Origin of the sequence: Dactylosporangium sp. CA-139066 (assembly GCF_050936175.1) — a bacterium.
Taxonomy (GTDB): Bacteria; Actinomycetota; Actinomycetes; order Mycobacteriales; family Micromonosporaceae; genus Dactylosporangium.
Genome location: NZ_JBNJNH010000002.1, coordinates 1,919,686 through 1,936,155, shown reverse-complemented (window position 1 = coordinate 1,936,155; position 16,470 = coordinate 1,919,686). Strand labels below are relative to the sequence as shown.

Sequence of the window (16,470 nt, the reverse complement as noted above, 5' to 3'; positions counted from 1 at the left end):
TGCAATGTCGGGCCTCGCCGCGAAGGCGGGCTCCGACACGTTCGAGAACCTCCCGACCGATCTTTCCGTTCTGCCTTCGCCGCAGATCAGCTACGTCTACGCATCCGACGGCAAGACGCTCCTCGCGATGATGTACGACGAGAACCGCCGCGACGTGAAGCTCGACGACGTCGCCCTGGTCATGCAGAAGGCGATCGTCGCGGCCGAGGACAACCGGTTCTACGAGCACAAGGGCGTCGACGTGAAGGGCGTCGCCCGCGCATTCGTGGCCAACCAGAACGCCGGCGGCCAGACCGAGCAGGGCGCCTCGACGCTCACGATGCAGTACGTGCGGCAGGCGCTGGCCTACTCGGCCGCGACGCCGCAGGAGGTCGTGGACGCGACCGACAAGACTCCGACGCGCAAGCTCAAGGAGATGAAGTACGCGATCGACCTCGAGAAGAAGCTCTCCAAGAAGGAGATTCTCGAGAAGTACCTCAACATCGCCGCGTACGGTCACGGTGCCTTCGGCATCTACGCGGCCTCGCACGTGTACTTCGAGAAGGACCCCAAGGACCTGACCCTGCCCGAGGCCGCGCTCATCGCCGGCCTGGTCAAGGCGCCCGGCACCAACGACCCGGCCACGGCCGAGGGCCTGCCGCGCGCGCTGGACCGGCAGAAGTACGTGCTCAACCAGATGGTCGGGATGGGCTACATCGACCGCGCCACCGCCGACGCGGCCGGCAAGGAGAAGCTCAACATCGTCGGCAAGCGCACGCCCGAGGGCTGCGAGTCGGTGCAGCGTCCCGAGCTCGGCGCCGGGTTCTACTGCGACTACCTGCGCCGCTGGTGGATCGGCCAGAAGGTGTTCGGCGAGGACCAGTACCAGCGGGCCAACCGGCTGCGCGCCGGCGGCTACACGATCATCTCGTCGCTGGACATCCAGACGCAGTCGGCGGCGTTCAAGTACGCCCAGCAGCAGCCGTTCGTGTCCAAGGACCAGCAGGTCAAGATGGGCCAGTCCAACGCGCTGATGATCGCGGCGGTCCAGCCGGGGACCGGCCGCGTGACGGCGCTGGCGACCAACCGCAACTTCAGCAACGACCAGTCGCGCAACGGCAACAACACCAACCCGGACAAGCGCGGCCAGAAGGGCAACTGGCCCAACACCACGGTACCGATCATCACCGGCGACTCCGACATCCCCGGCTACCAGGCCGGCTCGGCGTTCAAGATCTTCACCGCGGTCGCCGCCCTGGAGTCCGGCCTGCCGCTGGCCACGACGATCAACACCGAGAAGCAGTACGTCTCCAACTTCCCGATCGAGGCCAGCAGCCCGGCGGCCTGCAACGGCCCGCACTACTGCCCGAAGAACTCCGGCGGCCAGTCCGGCCCGTACAACATGTGGACCGGCTTCGGCAGCTCGATCAACACGTTCTTCGTGCCGCTGGAGGAGCGGGTCGGCGTCGACCACGTCGTCGACGTGGCCAAGCGCATGGGCATCCAGTTCAACGCGCCCAGGGACGCGGAGCTGGCTGCCAACCCGAAGCAGTGGGGCGCCTTCACGCTCGGCGTGAGCGCGACGACCCCGCTGCAGCTGAGCAACGCCTACGCCACCCTCGCCGCCGACGGCATGTACTGCGAGCCCACGCCGATCTTCGAGGTCAAGGACAACAACGGCAAGAAGGTCGACGGCCTCGACCCGAAGTGCAAGCAGAACATCGACCCCGAGGTCGCCCGCGCGGCCGTGGACATGGCCCGCTGCCCGGTCGGCGACCAGTCCGCGACCGGCAAGTGCGCCGGCGCGACCGCCGGCTACGCCCGCGACTTCGTGAAGCGGCCGATCGCCGGCAAGACCGGCACGACCGACTCCGAGAAGAGCGCGACCTTCACGGTCATGACGAAGCAGCTCGCGGTCTCCGCGTTCCTCACCGACCCGGACTGGCCGGAGACGAACAAGGACATGAAGCACCCGCCGACCAACTACGCCGCGCTGGGCACCCTGCGCGACGGCCTCAACGGCCAGCCGGTGGTCCAGTTCACGGCGCCGACGAAGGACAAGACCCAGGGCAAGCTGGTCGACATCCCGTCGGTCAAGTGCCTCTCGGTCGACCAGGCCCGCTCGAAGATCAAGTCGCAGGGCTTCAGCGTCTCGGTCTCCAACCAGCAGGTGGCGTCCCAGTGCCCGCCCGGCACGGTCGACCGGACCAACCCGTCCGGCGCGACGACCAAGGGCGGCGCGGTCGAGCTGGTCGTCAGCAAGGGCCAGGGCGGCCAGGCCCCGCCGTACCTCGGCGGCACCAACGGCGACGTGCCGGACACCGGCGGCGGCAACGACCCGAACAACTGCCCGATACCGTGGATCTGCTGATCACCTGAGCACGCAAACGGCGGGCGTCCCGGCTCTCGGGACGCCCGCCGTTGCGTTGGGTGTCGGATATCCGCCGCGAGGCTCAGCCCCCGGCCAGCTGCGCCCGGACCAGGGCCGCCACGCGGCCGCCCTCGGCCCGCCCGGCCACCGCGGCCTGCGCGGCCTTCATCGCCGGGCCCATGCTCGCCGCGCCGCTGAGCCCGGCCGCGGCGAGCGCGTCGCGCACGATGCCGGCCAGCTCCTCGTCGGACAGCTGCTTGGGCAGGTACCCCGCGAGGACCTCCTCCTCGGCGCGCTCCTTCGCGGCCTGGGCCTCACGGCCCGCGTCGGCGAAGGCGCCGGCGGCCTCGCGCCGCTTCTTGGCCTCCTTGGTCAGCACCGACAGCACCTCGTCGTCGGAGAGCTCGCGGGCCGCCTCCCCGGCGACCTCGGCGTTGCGCACCGCGGTCAGCGCCATCCGCAGGGTCGACGTCACCAGCTCGTCGCGAGCCTTCATGGCGTCGCGCAGGTCGGACTCCAGGCGTGCCTTCAACATGAACAAAGTCTATCGGCCCGATGCGGCGCAAATTCTGTTGTAAAACCGCCGGTACCCTGAGCACATGCGCTCCAAGACGATCCTGCGACTCGCGGCCGGTACCGTTGCCGCGGGCGCCGCCACCCTTGCCTACGCCTCGCTCGTCGAGCGCAACATGTTCACGCTGCGCCGCTTCGACGTGCCGGTGCTCGCCCCCGACGCGGAGCCGCTGCGGATCCTGCACATCAGCGACCTGCACATGACGCCGGGCCAGCACCGCAAGCAGCGCTGGGTGGCCGAGCTCGCCGGCACCGACCCCGACCTGGTCATCGTCACCGGCGACAACATGGCCCACGTCGACGCCGTCCCGGCCGTCGTCCGCGCGCTCACCCCGCTGCTGGACCGCCCCGGCGCCTTCGTCTTCGGCTCCAACGACTACCGCGGCCCGGTCTTCAAGAACCCGTTCGGGTACTTCAACAAGCACAAGCCCTACGTCCAGGGCGCCACGCTCCCCTCCGAGGAGCTGCGCGACCTGCTGACCGGCTCCGGCTGGGCCGACCTCAACAACGCCCGCACCACCCTCAAGGCCGGCGGGCGCACCATCGAGCTCGTCGGCGTCGACGACCCGCACGTCGACCGCGACGACTACGACGCCGTCGCCGGCCCCGCCTCCGCCGACGTCGACCTGCGGGTGGGCCTCACCCACTCCCCCGAGCCGCGCATCCTCGACCGCATGGCCGACGACGGCTTCGACCTGCTCCTGGCCGGCCACACCCACGGCGGCCAGGTGGCCGTCCCGTTCTACGGCGCCCTCATCACCAACTGCGGCCTCGACCGGAGCATGGCGAAGGGCCTGCACCGCTGGCCGTACTCGGAGGCGTTCCTGCACGTCTCCGCCGGCCTGGGCACCCACCCGACGGCCCCGGTGCGCTTCGCCTGCCCGCCCGAGGCGTCGATCCTGACGCTGATCCCGCGATGACCGCGGAGAGCCAGCCCCTCCAGGCCGCCGCGGTCCGGAAATGGCAGCGCCGGGCCGCCTACGCGGGCCTGGCCGGCGCCGCGGGCCTGGCGGTGCTGCTGCCGACGGGCACGGCCGGCGCCGGCTGGTTCCTGGCCGGCCAGGTCCTCAACGTCAACGGGACGCGGGTGTACCCCGTGCGCGTCCGCGCCCACGCCGGCCGCCGCATCACCCTCACGAGGACCCCCGACACGGCCCGCTCCATACCCCTGTCCTTCGTCTGGGCCGGCGGCCACGCCCGCCTCGGCGCCGTGATCTCCCTCGACCGCATGACGGTCACCCGCGAGGTCGAGTCGGTCACGCGCGGGACGCTGGTGGCGGGCGTGCGGGGGTACACCTCGGGCTATGTCTTCGAGGGCGACCCGATGAGCGCCCGGGACCTCCCGTTCGACGAGGTCACCGTCCCGGGCGAGCTGGGCGACCTCCCGGCCTGGCTGGTCCCGCCGACGGGCGGCCCGGCCGACGACACCTGGATCATCGCGGTGCACGGCCGCGGCGCCCCGCGCGGCGAGGCCCTGCGCGCGCTGCCGACGCTGGCCGCATCGGGCCACCGCACGCTGGTCGTGTCGTACCGCAACGACGCCGACGCCCCGCCGTCCCCCGACCACCGCTTCCACCTGGGCCACACGGAGTGGCGCGACGTCCACGCCGCGATCGACTACGCCCGCTCGGCCGGCGCCCGCGACATCATCCTGATGGGCTGGTCGATGGGCGGCGCCGCGATCCTCAACCTGCTCCAGCGCTGGAACCACGGCGGCTTCCTGCGCGCCCTGGTCCTCGACTGCCCGGTCGTGGACTGGAACGAGACGCTGCGCATGAACGCCCGCCAGCTCAACGTCCCCCCGGTCTGGACGTGGACGGCCATGCGCCTGATCCAGCACCGCCTGGGCGTGCGCGGTTCGGACCTGGACTACCGCCACGTGGCCGCCACCCTGGACGTGCCGACGCTGGTGTACGTCGACCACGACGACCGCACGGTGGCCCCCGCCCCCACGATCGAGTTCGCCCACGCCTCCCCGTACGTGACCCTGGTCGAAACTCGTGAGGCCGGTCACTGCCGGGGCTGGAACCGCGACCCCGCCGCCTACGAACACCACCTGTCCACGTTCCTGAAATCCGTATAACCGCAGCTCAACCCACCGCCGAGCGACACGCGGGATACCGAGTTTGCGGTCGCGCGAGCGTGGGCTACGATTACTCGGCACGCTCGGGGTATAGCGCAGCTTGGTAGCGCGCTTCGTTCGGGACGAAGAGGCCGTCGGTTCAAATCCGGCTACCCCGACTTCGTGAAACACCAGCTCAGGGCTGGTTTCCTGGAAACAGGGAACCAGCCCTGAGTCGTTCTCCGGGACCGCGGGTGGTTACGGTCTTGGGATGCTGGACGACGCAACTCTGGCCGGCACGGTCGCGGCGGCGATGGTCGGGGCCGTATCCACCGACCACTGGCCGGTCGTGCGGCGCGGGCTGGCCAACGTCCTGGCGCTGCAGGACGTGACCCGCGCCGAGGCCGTGGAGCAGCAACTGGAGCGGACCAGGGCCGCGGTGGACGAGGCCGGGCCGGCCGACGGGCGGATCCGGGACGCGCACCGGGCCGCCTGGGGGGCCCGCATCGAGGTGCTGCTGACCGACCGCCCCGACCTGGCCGACGCGCTGCGCGCCGTGGTCGCCGGGGGCTGACGCACAGGGACGAACGGGCGGCCGAAAAGGTCCGACCGCTGTCCACCGATGCGCCATTTGCGGCCGAACATCTCAGCGGCGGCGGGAAAAAGCCGATCAAGCTGGCGATGAACGTGCAGGGCGGCCCGGCACCGGTGACACTGGATCCAGTCACCGGTGCACATTCGCGTGCCGCCCTCGACGCCGCCGTGCGCGAGGTGGCCGGCGCGAGCCTGCTCCTGTTCGACGTGGACCACTTCAAGACGGTCAACGACGCGTTCGGGCACCTGCGCGGTGACGTCCTGCTCCGCCAGCTCGCCGAGCGCATCCAGGGTCTCATCCGCGCCGACGACGTGCTGTTCCGCTACGGCGGCGACGAGTTCGTGCTGCTGCTGCCCGAAACGGCGGCCGACGAGGCGCTGCGCCTGGCGATCCGGCTCACCGACGAGGTGCGCGCCCGGCCCTTCGACGGCACGCCGCCGCTGCACCTCTCGATCAGCATGGGCGTGGCGAGCAGCCCCGCCGACGGTACCGACGGCAAGACCCTCATCGCGGCCGCCGACCGGCGCAACTACCTGGCCAAGCGCCGCGGCCGGGGCCAGGCCGTCGGCGACGACGTCGAGGCCGACCCGGCCGCCGGCTCCTCGCGGCTGTGGGAGCGCGACGCGGCGCTGAGCACCACGCAGGAGTTCCTGACCCGGGTCGCCGCCGGCCTGCGCGGCGCCCTGCGCATCGCCGGACCCAAGGGCGCCGGCCACACGAGGTTCCTGCGCGAGGTCGCCCAGATCGCCCGGCTTCGCGGCTTCAAGACGGAAATATCGCCACAAGAAACCCAGGAGCCGGATGTCGTACTCCTGGCCGACGTCAATCACCCGATCCCCGACCTCGGCGACGCCGCCGCCGTCGTCTACGCGACCACGGACCTGCGCGACGACAGCGCGCGGCGCACGACCCTGCCGGAGACGGTGGTCGAGCTCGCCCCCTGGTCGCCCGCCACGCTCAAGATCTGGCTGCGCATCGCCCTGGCCGGCGAGCCCGACCGCACCCTGATCGACCGCCTGGTCGAGCGCTCCGGCGGCCTGCCCGCCCGCGCCGAGGCCGAGCTGCAGCGCCTGCGCGCGGCCGGCGAGCTGGTCGCTACCGGGGACGGCACCTGGGGCGTGAAGCCCGCCGCGCCGAAGCGGCGGCGCAGCCGGCTGCCCGTACCGATGACGAAGCTCGTCGGCCGCGACCGCGAGACGGCCCGGGTGGCCGGCCTGATCCGCGACGGCCGCCTGGTGACGCTCGTCGGCCCCGGCGGCATCGGCAAGACCCGGCTGTCGCTGGCCGCGGCGGGGATGGTGGCCGACGAGTTCGCCGACGGCGCCGTCTTCGTGCCGCTGGCCGACACCACCGACGCGGAGCTGGTGACCGCCGCGCTGGCCCGGGCGCTGCACGTGACCGAGCTGCCCGACCAGCACCTGTTCGACACCGTGCTGGACCACCTGGCCGAGGCCGAGCAGCTGCTCGTGCTGGACAACTTCGAGCAGGTCGTCGACGACGGGGCGTCGCTGGTCAGCGACCTGCTGGCGGCCGCGCCGGGCGTGCGGGCGCTGGTCACGAGCCGGGAGCGCCTGGCGCTGTACGGCGAGCAGGTGTACCAGGTCCCCACGCTCTCCGACTCGCCCGCCGTGACGCTGTTCGAGCAGCGGGCGCGCGCCGTCGACGCCGACTTCGAGATCACCATCGACACCGCGCTGCCGGTCGCCGCGCTGTGCCGCCGGCTCGACGGCCTGCCGCTGGCGATCGAGCTGGCCGCGGCCCGCATCGACCGGTGGACCCCGGACGAGCTGCTCAACCACCTCACCGAGCACCTCGACCGGGACCTCGACTCGCTCGGCGGCACCGGCCCGCGGGACCTGCCGGCCCGCCAGCAGACCCTGCGCGGGGCGATCGACTGGAGCTTCGTGCTGCTCGACGCCGAGGAGCAGCGGCTCATGACCGAGCTGTCGGTGTTCGCCGGCGGCTGGACCGCGCCCGCGGCGCTCGCCGTGGCCTCGCCCGGCGGGGACCTGCACCTGCTGGAGAAGCGGCTGTCCGCCCTCGTCGACAAGCACCTCGTGGTGCGCGACGACGACGAGCGGTACCACCTGCTGACCACGATCCGCGTCTACGCCCACAACCGGCTCGGCGACGCCGCCGGCCCGGCCGACCGGCACGCGGAGTTCTACGCCGCGTTCGCCGAGGCCTCCGCCATCGGCCTGACCGGCCCCGAACAGGTGGAGTGGACGGGCAGGATCGAGGCGGACTACCAGAACGTGCGCGCGGCGTTCGGCCACGGCGAGGTACCGACGAAGACGCGAATCTGCCTGGGACTGTGGCGGTACTGGCGCAACGGCGCCCACATCGGCGAGGGGCGGGAGTGGCTGGCCCGCGTCCTGTCGGCCGCCGAGTCCCCCGACGACGGCACCCGCGCCCGGCTGCTGCACGCGGCGGCCATCCTGGCCGCGACGCAGGACGAGCACGAGGCCGCGTACGCGCTGGGCGAGGAGAGCCTGCGCCGGGCGACCGCGGCCGGCGACCGGGCCACGATCGGCCACGCCCGCAACGCGCTGGGCATCGCGGCGATCGGCGGCGGCGACCACGCGGCCGCGACCGCGCACTTCGGCGAGAGCCTCGCGGTGTGGCGGGAGCTGGACGTGCCGCAGGGCGTCGCGGCGTCGCTGGGCAACCTCAGCAAGGTCGCGCTGAGCCGGGGCGATCATGAGGCCGCCGAGGGGTACGCCCGGGAGTGCCTCGAGCTGGAACGGGCGGCCGGCAACACCCGCGGCATCCTGCTCGCCCTGGAGTGCGTCGGCCAGGCGCGGCTGCTCGGCGGCGACGTGGCCGGCGCGCGGGCCGCGCTGGACGAGAGCCTGACGCTGAGCCGCCAGATCGGCGACGCGTTCGGCGCGGCGATGGCCCAGCACCAGCTCGGCCTGGCCGCGCGGGCCGAGGGCGACCGGGTCGAGGCGCTGCGGCTGCTGGTGACGGCGCTGCTGACCCGGCACGAGGTCGGCGACCGGCTGGACCTCGCGATCTCGCTCGACGTGGTCGCGGCGATGCTGGCCGGCGACGACCCGGCGCACGCCGCCCGGCTGATCGGGGCCGCGGACGCCCTGCGCGGCCGGCACCGGCTGGCCGACCCGCCGGACGCGCAGACCCTGCGCGCGCACACGCTGCCGCGCATCGCCGCCCACCAGCGCGACCGCGCGGCCGGGCGCGCGGTGAGCCTCGACCACATCGTGGACAGCGTGCGTCACCTAAGCTCGTAGCGTGATCGAGGCGTGGCAGCGGATCTTCCCGGGCGAGGAGGCCGTCGGCCGCGAGCTGCTGACGCGGTGGTCCGAGCCCCATCGGCGGTACCACACCGTCGAGCACCTGGCGTTCATGCTGGACGTCATCGAGGCGCACGCCGGCCTGGCCGACGACGCCGACGCGGTGCGCCTGGCGGCGTGGTTCCACGACGCGGTCTACGAGGTGTTCGCGGGGGACAATGAGGAGCGCAGCGCGGCTCTTGCCGTACGACATCTGACGGCTCTTGGCTTCTCTGCGCCGCGCACCGAAGAGGTGGCGCGCCTGGTCCGGCTGACCGCGGGCCACGCGGTGGAGCCCGGTGACCGCAACGGATCCCTGCTGGCGGATGCCGACCTGGCGATTCTCGCGTCGGAGCAGCCGCGTTACGAGCGATACGCCGCGGCGGTGCGCGAGGAGTATGCGGCGGTGCCGGACGACGTGTTCCGGCCCGGACGCGCCGCGATCCTGCGGAACCTGGCGGATCTGCCGGAGCTCTACCGGATCGTTCCGGCACGGGCGGAGTGGTCCGCCCGTGCGCGCGTGAACCTGGAGTCGGAGATCGCTACGCTTCTGGGTGCTCCGTGACGTTCTGCAGATAGAGCGGCTCGCCCAGCTTCTCGATGAGCCCGAGCTGCGTCTCCAGGTAGTCCACGTGGTGCTCCTCGTCGGCGAGGATGTCCTCGAAGATGTTGGCCGAGGTCACATCCCCGATCGAGCGCATGTACTCGATGCCCCGGCGCAGCCGGTCCACCGCCTCCAGCTCGATCTGCATGTCGCACTTGAACTGCTCCGGCACCGTCTCGCCGATGCGCAGCGGGAACAGCCGCTGGTAGTTGGGCAGGGCCTCCAGGAACAGGATCCGATCGGTGAGCACCTCGGCGTGCTTCATCTCGTCGATCGACTCGTGCCTGGTGTGCTTGGCCAGGATCGTGTATCCCCAGTTCTCCTGCATCTTGGCGTGAAGGAAGTACTGGTTGATCGCCGTGAGCTCGGCGGTGAGCTGTTCGTTCAGAAACTCGATGACGCGTGCATCCCCCTGCATGCTGGCAGGCTACGCCGTTTCACGTTGTTTCTAGCCGAAAACGGGCACAGCACCGCGGTTTTCGGTCTCGATCAGATCGGCGATGCGGTCCAGGCACGTGCCGCATCCGGTTCCGGCGCCGCACTCGTCGCCGACGGCGTCCTCGGTGTGCGCACCGGACTGGATCACCCGGCGGATCTCGCACTCGCGGACGCGGTGACAGATGCAGACATACACGGCCGCACTCCTCGCTTAGCCTAACCTAAGCAAGGGTTACCTAATTTCTCCCGTGAGACAACCCCTGACCAGCCTTTTTCTGGCCGCTCGAAGCGGACAAATGCCGTGGACGGCGCAGCCCGGCGCCAACCAGGCGCTCGACGATCTCCCGCGACGGGACGAGCCGGGCACCCAGCCAGACGGCGATCTGCGCCCGTTCGGTCGAGACGTCGTAGTGGTCGCGCTCGAACGCCCGGCGCGGCGCCCCGATCAGCTCGGCGAACGCGTGCAGCTCGGCCGCGGACACGTCGCTGATGAGATGTGCCCAGAGCCGGCCGTGCGCGGGCCACCGGGCTGTGTCGATGTAGAGCACAAGCACTAGCGTGCCAGGTATGGATCTCAACATGGTTCTGGTCGAGGACCTGCGGGCCGCGCTGCCTCACGAGGGTGGCGTGCTGACGGATCCGGACCTCCTGCGCTCGTACGAGCACGACGAGGCGGACCTGGTGCCGTACGGCACACCGGCGATCGTCGTGCGCCCGCGCACGACGGGCCAGGTGTCCGCGGTGCTGCGCGCGGCCGGCCGGTACAAGGTGCCCGTCATCCCGCAGGGCGCGCGCTCCGGCCTGGCCGGCGGCGCCAACGCCATCGAGGGCGCGATCGTGCTCTCGCTGATCGCCATGAACGAGATCATCGACATCGACGTGGAGAACCGCATCGCGGTCGTCCAGCCCGGCGTCGTCAACGCCCAGCTGCGCCGCGCCGTGGCCGAGCGCGGGCTGTACTACCCGCCGGACCCGGGCTCGTGGGAGCAGTCCACGATCGGCGGCAACGTCTCCACGGACGCCGGCGGCATGTGCTGCGTCAAGTACGGCGTGACGAGCGACCACGTGCTCGGCCTCGAGGTGGTGCTGGCCAGCGGCGAGATCCTCACCTGCGGCCGGCGCACCGCGAAGGGCGTCGCCGGCTACGACCTGACCAGCCTCTTCGTCGGCTCCGAGGGCACCCTGGGCGTGATCACCGAGGTCACCGTGCGGCTGCGCCCCGCGCCGGAGCCGGCCCTGACGCTGGTGGCCGTCTTCGACACGTTCCCCGCGGCCGGCGCCGCCGTCGCCGCGATCATCGGCTCCGGGATGCAGCCGAGCATGCTGGAGGTCATCGACCGGGTGGCGCTGAGCGCGATCGAGGCGTACCGCCCGATGGACCTGCCCACGACGGCCGCCGCCCTGATCATCGTCTCGGTCGACTCCGGCCGCCGGGCCCCCGAGGACCTGGCCCGCATCGAGGCGATGTGCCGCACGGCCCAGGCCACCGACGTCTACGTGGCGTCGGACGCCGCCGAGGCCGACGCCCTGCTGGCCGCCCGCCGCCTGGCCCATCCCGCGCTCGAGCACTTCGCCGCGCACCTCTTCCCGCTCGGCGGCGGCATCATGGTCGACGACGTGGCCGTGCCCCGGACCCGGCTGGTGGAGCTGATCGAGGGCATCGAGCGGATCGCGACCGAGCACGGCGTGGTCGTGGCCACGGTCGGCCACGCCGGCGACGGCAACCTCCACCCGATCATCGTGATCGACCGCTCGGACCCGGTGAGCCTCTCGCAGGGCCAGAAGGTCTTCGACGCCATCATGTCGCTGGGCCTGTCGCTCGGCGGCACCTCGACCGGCGAGCACGGCGTCGGCCTGCTCAAGCGCGACTGGCTGGCCCGGGAGATCGGCCCCACCGGGCTCAAGGCGCACCGCTCGATCAAGGCCGCCCTGGACCCCGACAACATCCTCAACCCGGGCAAGATCTTCTAGACCTTCGGGACGGCGCGCAGATCGGCCACGAGCCCGTCGAACACGGCGTCGCGGTCGTCGGCCCGCAGTACCGCGGACGGATGGATCGTGGCGACGAGCACCGCGTCCTCGGCGGACGGGAAGTCGGCCGGATTCTCGGCGCTCGCCGGCCACGGCAGCGGCACGCCGTGGTCGCGGGTCACCCGGAACGCCGGCCCGAGCAGCGCCTTCGCGGCCGTGGCGCCGAGGGCCACGACCCGGTGCGGCCGGATGCGGGCGAACTCCGCGACCAGCCACGGCCGGCAGGCGACGATCTCGGTGCGGTCCGGCGTCTGATGGATACGGCGCTTGCCCGGGGCGGCCGGGCGGTGCTTGAAGTGCTTGACGGCGTTGGTGACGTACACGGCCGAGCGGTCCAGCCCCGCCGCGCCCAGGGCGCGATCCAGGACCCTGCCGGCCGGCCCGACGAACGGATGGCCGCGCCGGTCCTCGATGTCGCCGGGCTGCTCGCCCACGACCAGGATGCGGGCGTCGCCGGGCCCCTCACCGAACACGGCCTGGGTGGTGTCCTCGTACAGCGGGCAGCCCCGGCAGTCCTGCACGGCCCTCCGCAGTTCGTCGAGGGCGGCTCCTTCGGGTACGAACGCTTCAGCGGTCATACCCGACCTATACCCAGTGTTCAGACGCTCGCCCGGTCGACCTGGAAGCCGCGCACGTCCGGGGCGCCCAGGCGCGCGGCGTCCGCGGTCAGGTCGTCGAGCATGCGCTGCGACTCCTGCTCGGCGGCCACGCGGGCCAGGTAGTGGTCGACCTCGCGGGCCCGCGTCGCGGAGTCCCAGCCGAGCACGTCGCCCATGACCTTCGAGGCGTCGGCGGCCGACGCGGCGCCGCGGTGGTCGGTCTCGAACGAGATCCGGGTCCGCCGGGTCAGCACGTCCTCCAGGTGCAGGGCCCCCTCGGCCAGCGCGGCGTAGGCGACCTCGGCGGCGAGGTACTCCGGCGCGCCCTCGACCGGGCGGCGCAGCTGCGGGTCGAGGGCCAGGACCTCGAAGGCGAGCGAGCCGTAGCGCTCCAGCAGGTGCTCGAGCACGCCGACGGCAATGCCGTGCCGGCGGGCCAGATCCGCCCGGTTCGTCCACAGTGGATGGTAGCCGTCGGCGCCGAGGAGCGGCAGGTCGGCGGTGCGCGAGGCCGGGACCAGGCCGCCGTGGCGGCGCAGGCCCCCGAGGCGGTGCGCGACCCGGTCGATGACGTCGGCCGCCATCACGCGGTACGTCGTGTACTTCCCGCCGGCGATGAGCATCAGGCCGAGCATCGGCTCGACGACCGCGTGGGTGCGCGACAGCGCCGAGGTCTGCTCGTCGCGGCTGTGCGGCTGGCGGTGGCGCGCCTCGCGGGACAGCAGCGGGCGCAGGCCGGCGTAGACGCCCTCGATGTCCTCGGTGCCCAGCGGGCGGTCGAGGACCGCGTTGACCTGACCCAGCAGGTAGGAGATATCGGTGGCGGACGCCGCCGGGTGGCCGCGGTCGAGGTTCCAGTCGGTGTCGGTGGTGCCGATGATCCAGTGGCCGCCCCACGGGATGACGAAGAGGACGGACGTCGGGGTGCGAAGGATCAGGCCGGCCTCGCCGGTGATGGCGGAGCGCGGTACCACCAGATGGACGCCCTTGCTGGCGCGGACCTGCAGCCCGGACGACTCGCGCGGCCCCGCGGCGGACAGCATGCCGGCGATGTCGTCCATCCACACGCCGGTGGCGGCCACGACGGTGCGGGCGTGGACCTCGAACTCCTCGCGGCCCTCCAGGTCGCGCACCCGCACGCCGGTGACCTCGCGGGCGTCGCGCAGCAGGCCGACCGCCCGCGCGCTGGGCACGACGGCCGCGCCGAGGCTGGCCGCGGTGCGCGCGAGGGTGGCGACGAGGCGGGCGTCGTCGACCTGGCCGTCGAAGTACTGGATGGCGCCGGCGATCGCGTCCTCGCGCAGCGACGGGAAGCGGCGGTGGGTCTCCGTGCGCGACAGGTGCCGGTGCAGCGGCATGCCGCGCGGGGAGGAGCGGCGCAGGCGGGCGCTGGCCGCGAACACGTCGTAGAGGCCGACGCCGGCGCCGTAGTACGCCCGCTGCCAGACGCGCTGGCCGAGCCCGGTCAGGCCGCGGTGGGCCGGCAGCGGCACCAGGATCGGCACCGGGCGGACCAGGTGCGGCGCGAGCCGCGTGGCGAGCAGCCCGCGCTCCTGCAGCGCCTCCGTGACCAGGCCGAACTCGAGCTGCTCCAGGTAGCGCAGCCCGCCGTGGATCAGCTTCGAGGAGCGGCTGGACGTGCCCGAGGCCAGGTCGCGCGCCTCGATGAGGGCGACCGACAGGCCGCGGGAAGCCGCGTCGAGCGCGGCCCCCGCGCCGGTGACGCCACCGCCGATGACCAGGACGTCGAACCGCTCGCGGCGCAGCCGGGCCACGTCGCCGGCGCGGCGGCCGGGCGACAGGCGGGACGCCTCGAAGCGCGAGAGTGAGGGTTCACGGCGCACCACTACACCGTAGCCTCGCCCGTCACGCGGGTGGTGTGAGATGCCCAGCCGGGGGAATCCCAGCATCGTGTCCATCACCGAACGCATCGTGCGCGCGCCGGTCGAGCGGGTGTACTCCGTGCTGTCCGACGGCTGGTCCTACGCCGACTGGGTGGTCGGGGCGACCCACGTCCGCAACGTCGACGCCGCCTGGCCCGCGCCCGGCGCGCGGGTGCACCACAGGGCGGGCCCGTGGCCGGTCTCCGTCCGCGACCGCAGCGAGTCGCTGGCCTGCGAGCCCAACCGGATGCTGATGCTGAAGGTGCACGTGTGGCCGCTGGGGGCGGGGCAGGCGAAGTTCACGCTCGACCCGCTCGACCAGGAGGCGACCCGGGTGACCATGCAGGAGCAGTTCACCGAGGGGCCGCTGCTGGGTGTGCGCAACAGGGTCGGCGACGCGTTCCTGCACTTCCGCAACGCGAAGGTACTGCAGCGCCTCGCCGATCTCGCCGAGCACGGTCGCTGATCAGCCGGCGTAGATGCCGCGCATCGCGGCGGCGACGGCCGCCCGGTAGGCGTCGCCGAGCACGGGGCGCTGCCGGGCCAGCGCCGCTCGGGCCGCGTTCGCGCCGGCCGCGCCGTGCACGCCGCCGCCCGGGTGGGCGCTGGAGCCGGCCAGGTACAGCCGGTCGATCGGCGTGTCGGCGCGCCCGAGCCCGGGTATCGGCCGCCAGATGAGCTGCTGGTACGCGCCCGCGGTGCCGCCGTTGATCGCGCCCTCGACCAGCGACGGGTTCTTCGCCTGCAGCTCGGCGGGGCCGGACACGCGCCGCCCGACGACCAGGTCGTCGAAGCCCGGCGCGTGCCGGCGCAGCGTGGCGGTCACCCGGTCCACCTGCGCCGCCACCTGCTCCGCGGTCATGTTGCGGGGGATGTGGGTGTACGCCCACAGCGACTCGGTCCCGGCCGGCGACCGGGTCGGGTCGGCCGTGCTCATCTGCCCGACCAGCAGGAACGGCTCCTCCGGCAGCCGGCCCCGGCTCAGGTCCGCGGCGTAGTGCAGCGGATCGGCACCGAGGTGGACCGTGCCCGCCCCCGCGACGTCGGGCGAGATCCACGGCACCGGCCCCGACAGCGCCCAGTCGATCTTGAGCGTTGCGTTGTCCCAGCGGAAGCCGGCGAGGTCCGCGAGCAGCCGCCCGGGCAGATGCCGGGGATCGATCATGTCCCGGTACAGCGGGAGCGCCGGCACGTCCGCCAGCACCGCCCGGCGGGCCCGGAAGAGCCGCCCGTCGGCGCAGCGCACCCCGAGCGCCCGGCCGCCGCCGACGACGATCCGCTCGACCGGCGTCCTGGTGTGCACGACCCCTCGGAAGCGGCGGACCAGGGCCTCGGTGAGCTGCTGCGCGCCGCCGACGGGGACCGGGAAGCCGTACTGCTGGGCGAGCATCGCCAGCAGCCAGCCGAACCCGCCGCCGGCCGCGTCGTCGGGCGCGAGGTCGGTGTGCAGCGCCAGGCCGGTGATCAGCATGCGGGCGCCGTCGCCGGCGAACAGCTCCTCCCCCAGCGCCCGCGCCGGAACTAGGAAGCGCCGGCCCAGCCGCAGCGTGCCGCCGAGCCCGGCCCGGCCGGCGAGGCGGGCACCGGCGCGGACCGGCGGGAACGGGGTGAGCAGGGCGTCGAGGAGGTCGGGGGCGAGGCGGCGCCACTCGGCGTACCACTGCCGCCAGGCCTTGCCGTCCCCGGCGGCGAAGCGCTCGAGGGACTCGGCGGTGAGATCGAGCTCGCGGCTGATGACCGCGGCCCGCCCGTCCGGGAACAGGTGCGCGACGACGTCGGGCGCGTGGGTCCAGCGCAGCCCGTGCTCCTCCAGGCCGAGGGCCAGCAGCGGCGGCGAGGCGGCGGCGAGCGGGTAGAAGGCGCTGCACAGGTCGCTGAGGTACCCGGGCGCGGCCAGCTCCGCCGACCGGACCGCGCCGCCGAGGTGCCCGGTGGCCTCCAGCACCGCCACGTCCCACCCCGCGTCGGCGAGCATGTTGGCCGCCACCAGGCCGTTGTGCCCGGCCCCGACGACGACCGCGTCGACCGTCTCCGTCATGCCC

At 72.9% G+C, this 16,470-nt stretch carries 15 protein-coding genes and 1 tRNA gene; 9 read left to right on the top strand and 7 right to left on the bottom strand.

From position 1 onward, the window contains the following. Positions 1 to 4: 4 nt before the first annotated feature. Positions 5 to 2,350 (top strand): transglycosylase domain-containing protein, encoded by a 2,346-nt coding sequence (locus tag ACQEVU_RS53640; RefSeq protein ID WP_433338696.1) that lies wholly within the window; start codon positions 5 to 7, stop codon positions 2,348 to 2,350. An 82-nt stretch (positions 2,351 to 2,432) separates the two neighbouring features. Here the strand turns inward: ACQEVU_RS53640 and ACQEVU_RS53635 are convergent, their stop codons facing one another. Continuing rightward, positions 2,433 to 2,891 carry a GatB/YqeY domain-containing protein gene (locus ACQEVU_RS53635; RefSeq protein ID WP_433338694.1) on the bottom strand — a complete coding sequence of 153 codons (459 nt, stop codon included), beginning with the start codon at positions 2,889 to 2,891 and terminating at the stop codon, positions 2,433 to 2,435. A 58-nt stretch (positions 2,892 to 2,949) separates the two neighbouring features. Between ACQEVU_RS53635 and ACQEVU_RS53630 the strand changes: the two genes are divergently transcribed. From ACQEVU_RS53630 to ACQEVU_RS53605, 6 genes are all read left to right on the top strand, one after another. Continuing rightward, complete coding sequence (locus tag ACQEVU_RS53630; RefSeq protein ID WP_433338692.1) at positions 2,950 to 3,843, top strand: metallophosphoesterase; 894 nt, start codon at positions 2,950 to 2,952, stop codon at positions 3,841 to 3,843. Then, the gene (locus ACQEVU_RS53625) at positions 3,840 to 5,006 is read left to right on the top strand and encodes an alpha/beta hydrolase family protein (RefSeq protein WP_433338690.1); all 1,167 of its coding nucleotides are present in this window, start codon (positions 3,840 to 3,842) and stop codon (positions 5,004 to 5,006) included. Before ACQEVU_RS53630 ends, ACQEVU_RS53625 begins: the two co-directional genes overlap by 4 nt. An 84-nt stretch (positions 5,007 to 5,090) precedes the next feature. Beyond that, positions 5,091 to 5,164 (top strand) — tRNA-Pro (locus ACQEVU_RS53620). Positions 5,165 to 5,256: 92 nt separating this feature from the next. After that, the gene (locus tag ACQEVU_RS53615; protein WP_433338688.1) at positions 5,257 to 5,559 is read left to right on the top strand and encodes a hypothetical protein; all 303 of its coding nucleotides are present in this window, start codon (positions 5,257 to 5,259) and stop codon (positions 5,557 to 5,559) included. A 134-nt stretch (positions 5,560 to 5,693) separates the two neighbouring features. Then, complete coding sequence (locus tag ACQEVU_RS53610; protein ID WP_433338686.1) at positions 5,694 to 8,831, top strand: diguanylate cyclase; 3,138 nt, start codon at positions 5,694 to 5,696, stop codon at positions 8,829 to 8,831. A 1-nt stretch (position 8,832) separates the two neighbouring features. Then, complete coding sequence (locus tag ACQEVU_RS53605) at positions 8,833 to 9,438, top strand: HD domain-containing protein (RefSeq protein WP_433338684.1); 606 nt, start codon at positions 8,833 to 8,835, stop codon at positions 9,436 to 9,438. On the opposite strand, the gene bfr is transcribed toward ACQEVU_RS53605, so the two are convergent. Genes bfr through ACQEVU_RS53590 form a run of 3 tightly spaced genes read right to left on the bottom strand, consistent with a single transcriptional unit; the run spans position 9,416 to position 10,463 of the window. Beyond that, positions 9,416 to 9,895, bottom strand: a complete 480-nt coding sequence (bfr, locus tag ACQEVU_RS53600) for a bacterioferritin (RefSeq protein ID WP_433338682.1) — start codon at positions 9,893 to 9,895, stop codon at positions 9,416 to 9,418. The two genes, ACQEVU_RS53605 and bfr, sit on opposite strands and share 23 nt — an antisense overlap. A 30-nt stretch (positions 9,896 to 9,925) precedes the next feature. Continuing rightward, entirely contained in the window at positions 9,926 to 10,111 is a 186-nt protein-coding gene (locus tag ACQEVU_RS53595) for a (2Fe-2S)-binding protein (RefSeq protein ID WP_433338680.1), read from the bottom strand. Between the two features lie 40 nt (positions 10,112 to 10,151). Next, a complete protein-coding gene (locus ACQEVU_RS53590) occupies positions 10,152 to 10,463 on the bottom strand; it encodes a DUF4031 domain-containing protein (RefSeq protein ID WP_433338678.1) in 312 nt (103 codons plus the stop codon). Positions 10,464 to 10,482: 19 nt separating this feature from the next. Here ACQEVU_RS53590 and ACQEVU_RS53585 point away from each other — a divergent pair, with 19 nt between their 5' ends. Further along, the gene (locus tag ACQEVU_RS53585; RefSeq protein ID WP_433338676.1) at positions 10,483 to 11,886 is read left to right on the top strand and encodes an FAD-binding oxidoreductase; all 1,404 of its coding nucleotides are present in this window, start codon (positions 10,483 to 10,485) and stop codon (positions 11,884 to 11,886) included. Here the strand turns inward: ACQEVU_RS53585 and ACQEVU_RS53580 are convergent. Continuing rightward, a complete protein-coding gene (locus ACQEVU_RS53580; RefSeq protein ID WP_433338674.1) occupies positions 11,883 to 12,524 on the bottom strand; it encodes a UdgX family uracil-DNA binding protein in 642 nt (213 codons plus the stop codon). The genes ACQEVU_RS53585 and ACQEVU_RS53580 overlap by 4 nt on opposite strands. Positions 12,525 to 12,544: 20 nt before the next feature. Next, the gene (locus tag ACQEVU_RS53575; protein ID WP_433338672.1) at positions 12,545 to 14,476 is read right to left on the bottom strand and encodes a glycerol-3-phosphate dehydrogenase/oxidase; all 1,932 of its coding nucleotides are present in this window, start codon (positions 14,474 to 14,476) and stop codon (positions 12,545 to 12,547) included. Here ACQEVU_RS53575 and ACQEVU_RS53570 point away from each other — a divergent pair. After that, positions 14,457 to 14,894, top strand: coding sequence for an SRPBCC family protein (locus tag ACQEVU_RS53570; RefSeq protein WP_433338670.1), 438 nt, complete (start codon positions 14,457 to 14,459; stop codon positions 14,892 to 14,894). The genes ACQEVU_RS53575 and ACQEVU_RS53570 overlap by 20 nt on opposite strands. Here ACQEVU_RS53570 and ACQEVU_RS53565 read toward each other — a convergent pair whose 3' ends face one another. Beyond that, positions 14,895 to 16,466, bottom strand: coding sequence for a phytoene desaturase family protein (locus ACQEVU_RS53565; protein ID WP_433338668.1), 1,572 nt, complete (start codon positions 16,464 to 16,466; stop codon positions 14,895 to 14,897). It lies immediately after the preceding gene. Positions 16,467 to 16,470: the final 4 nt, after the last annotated feature.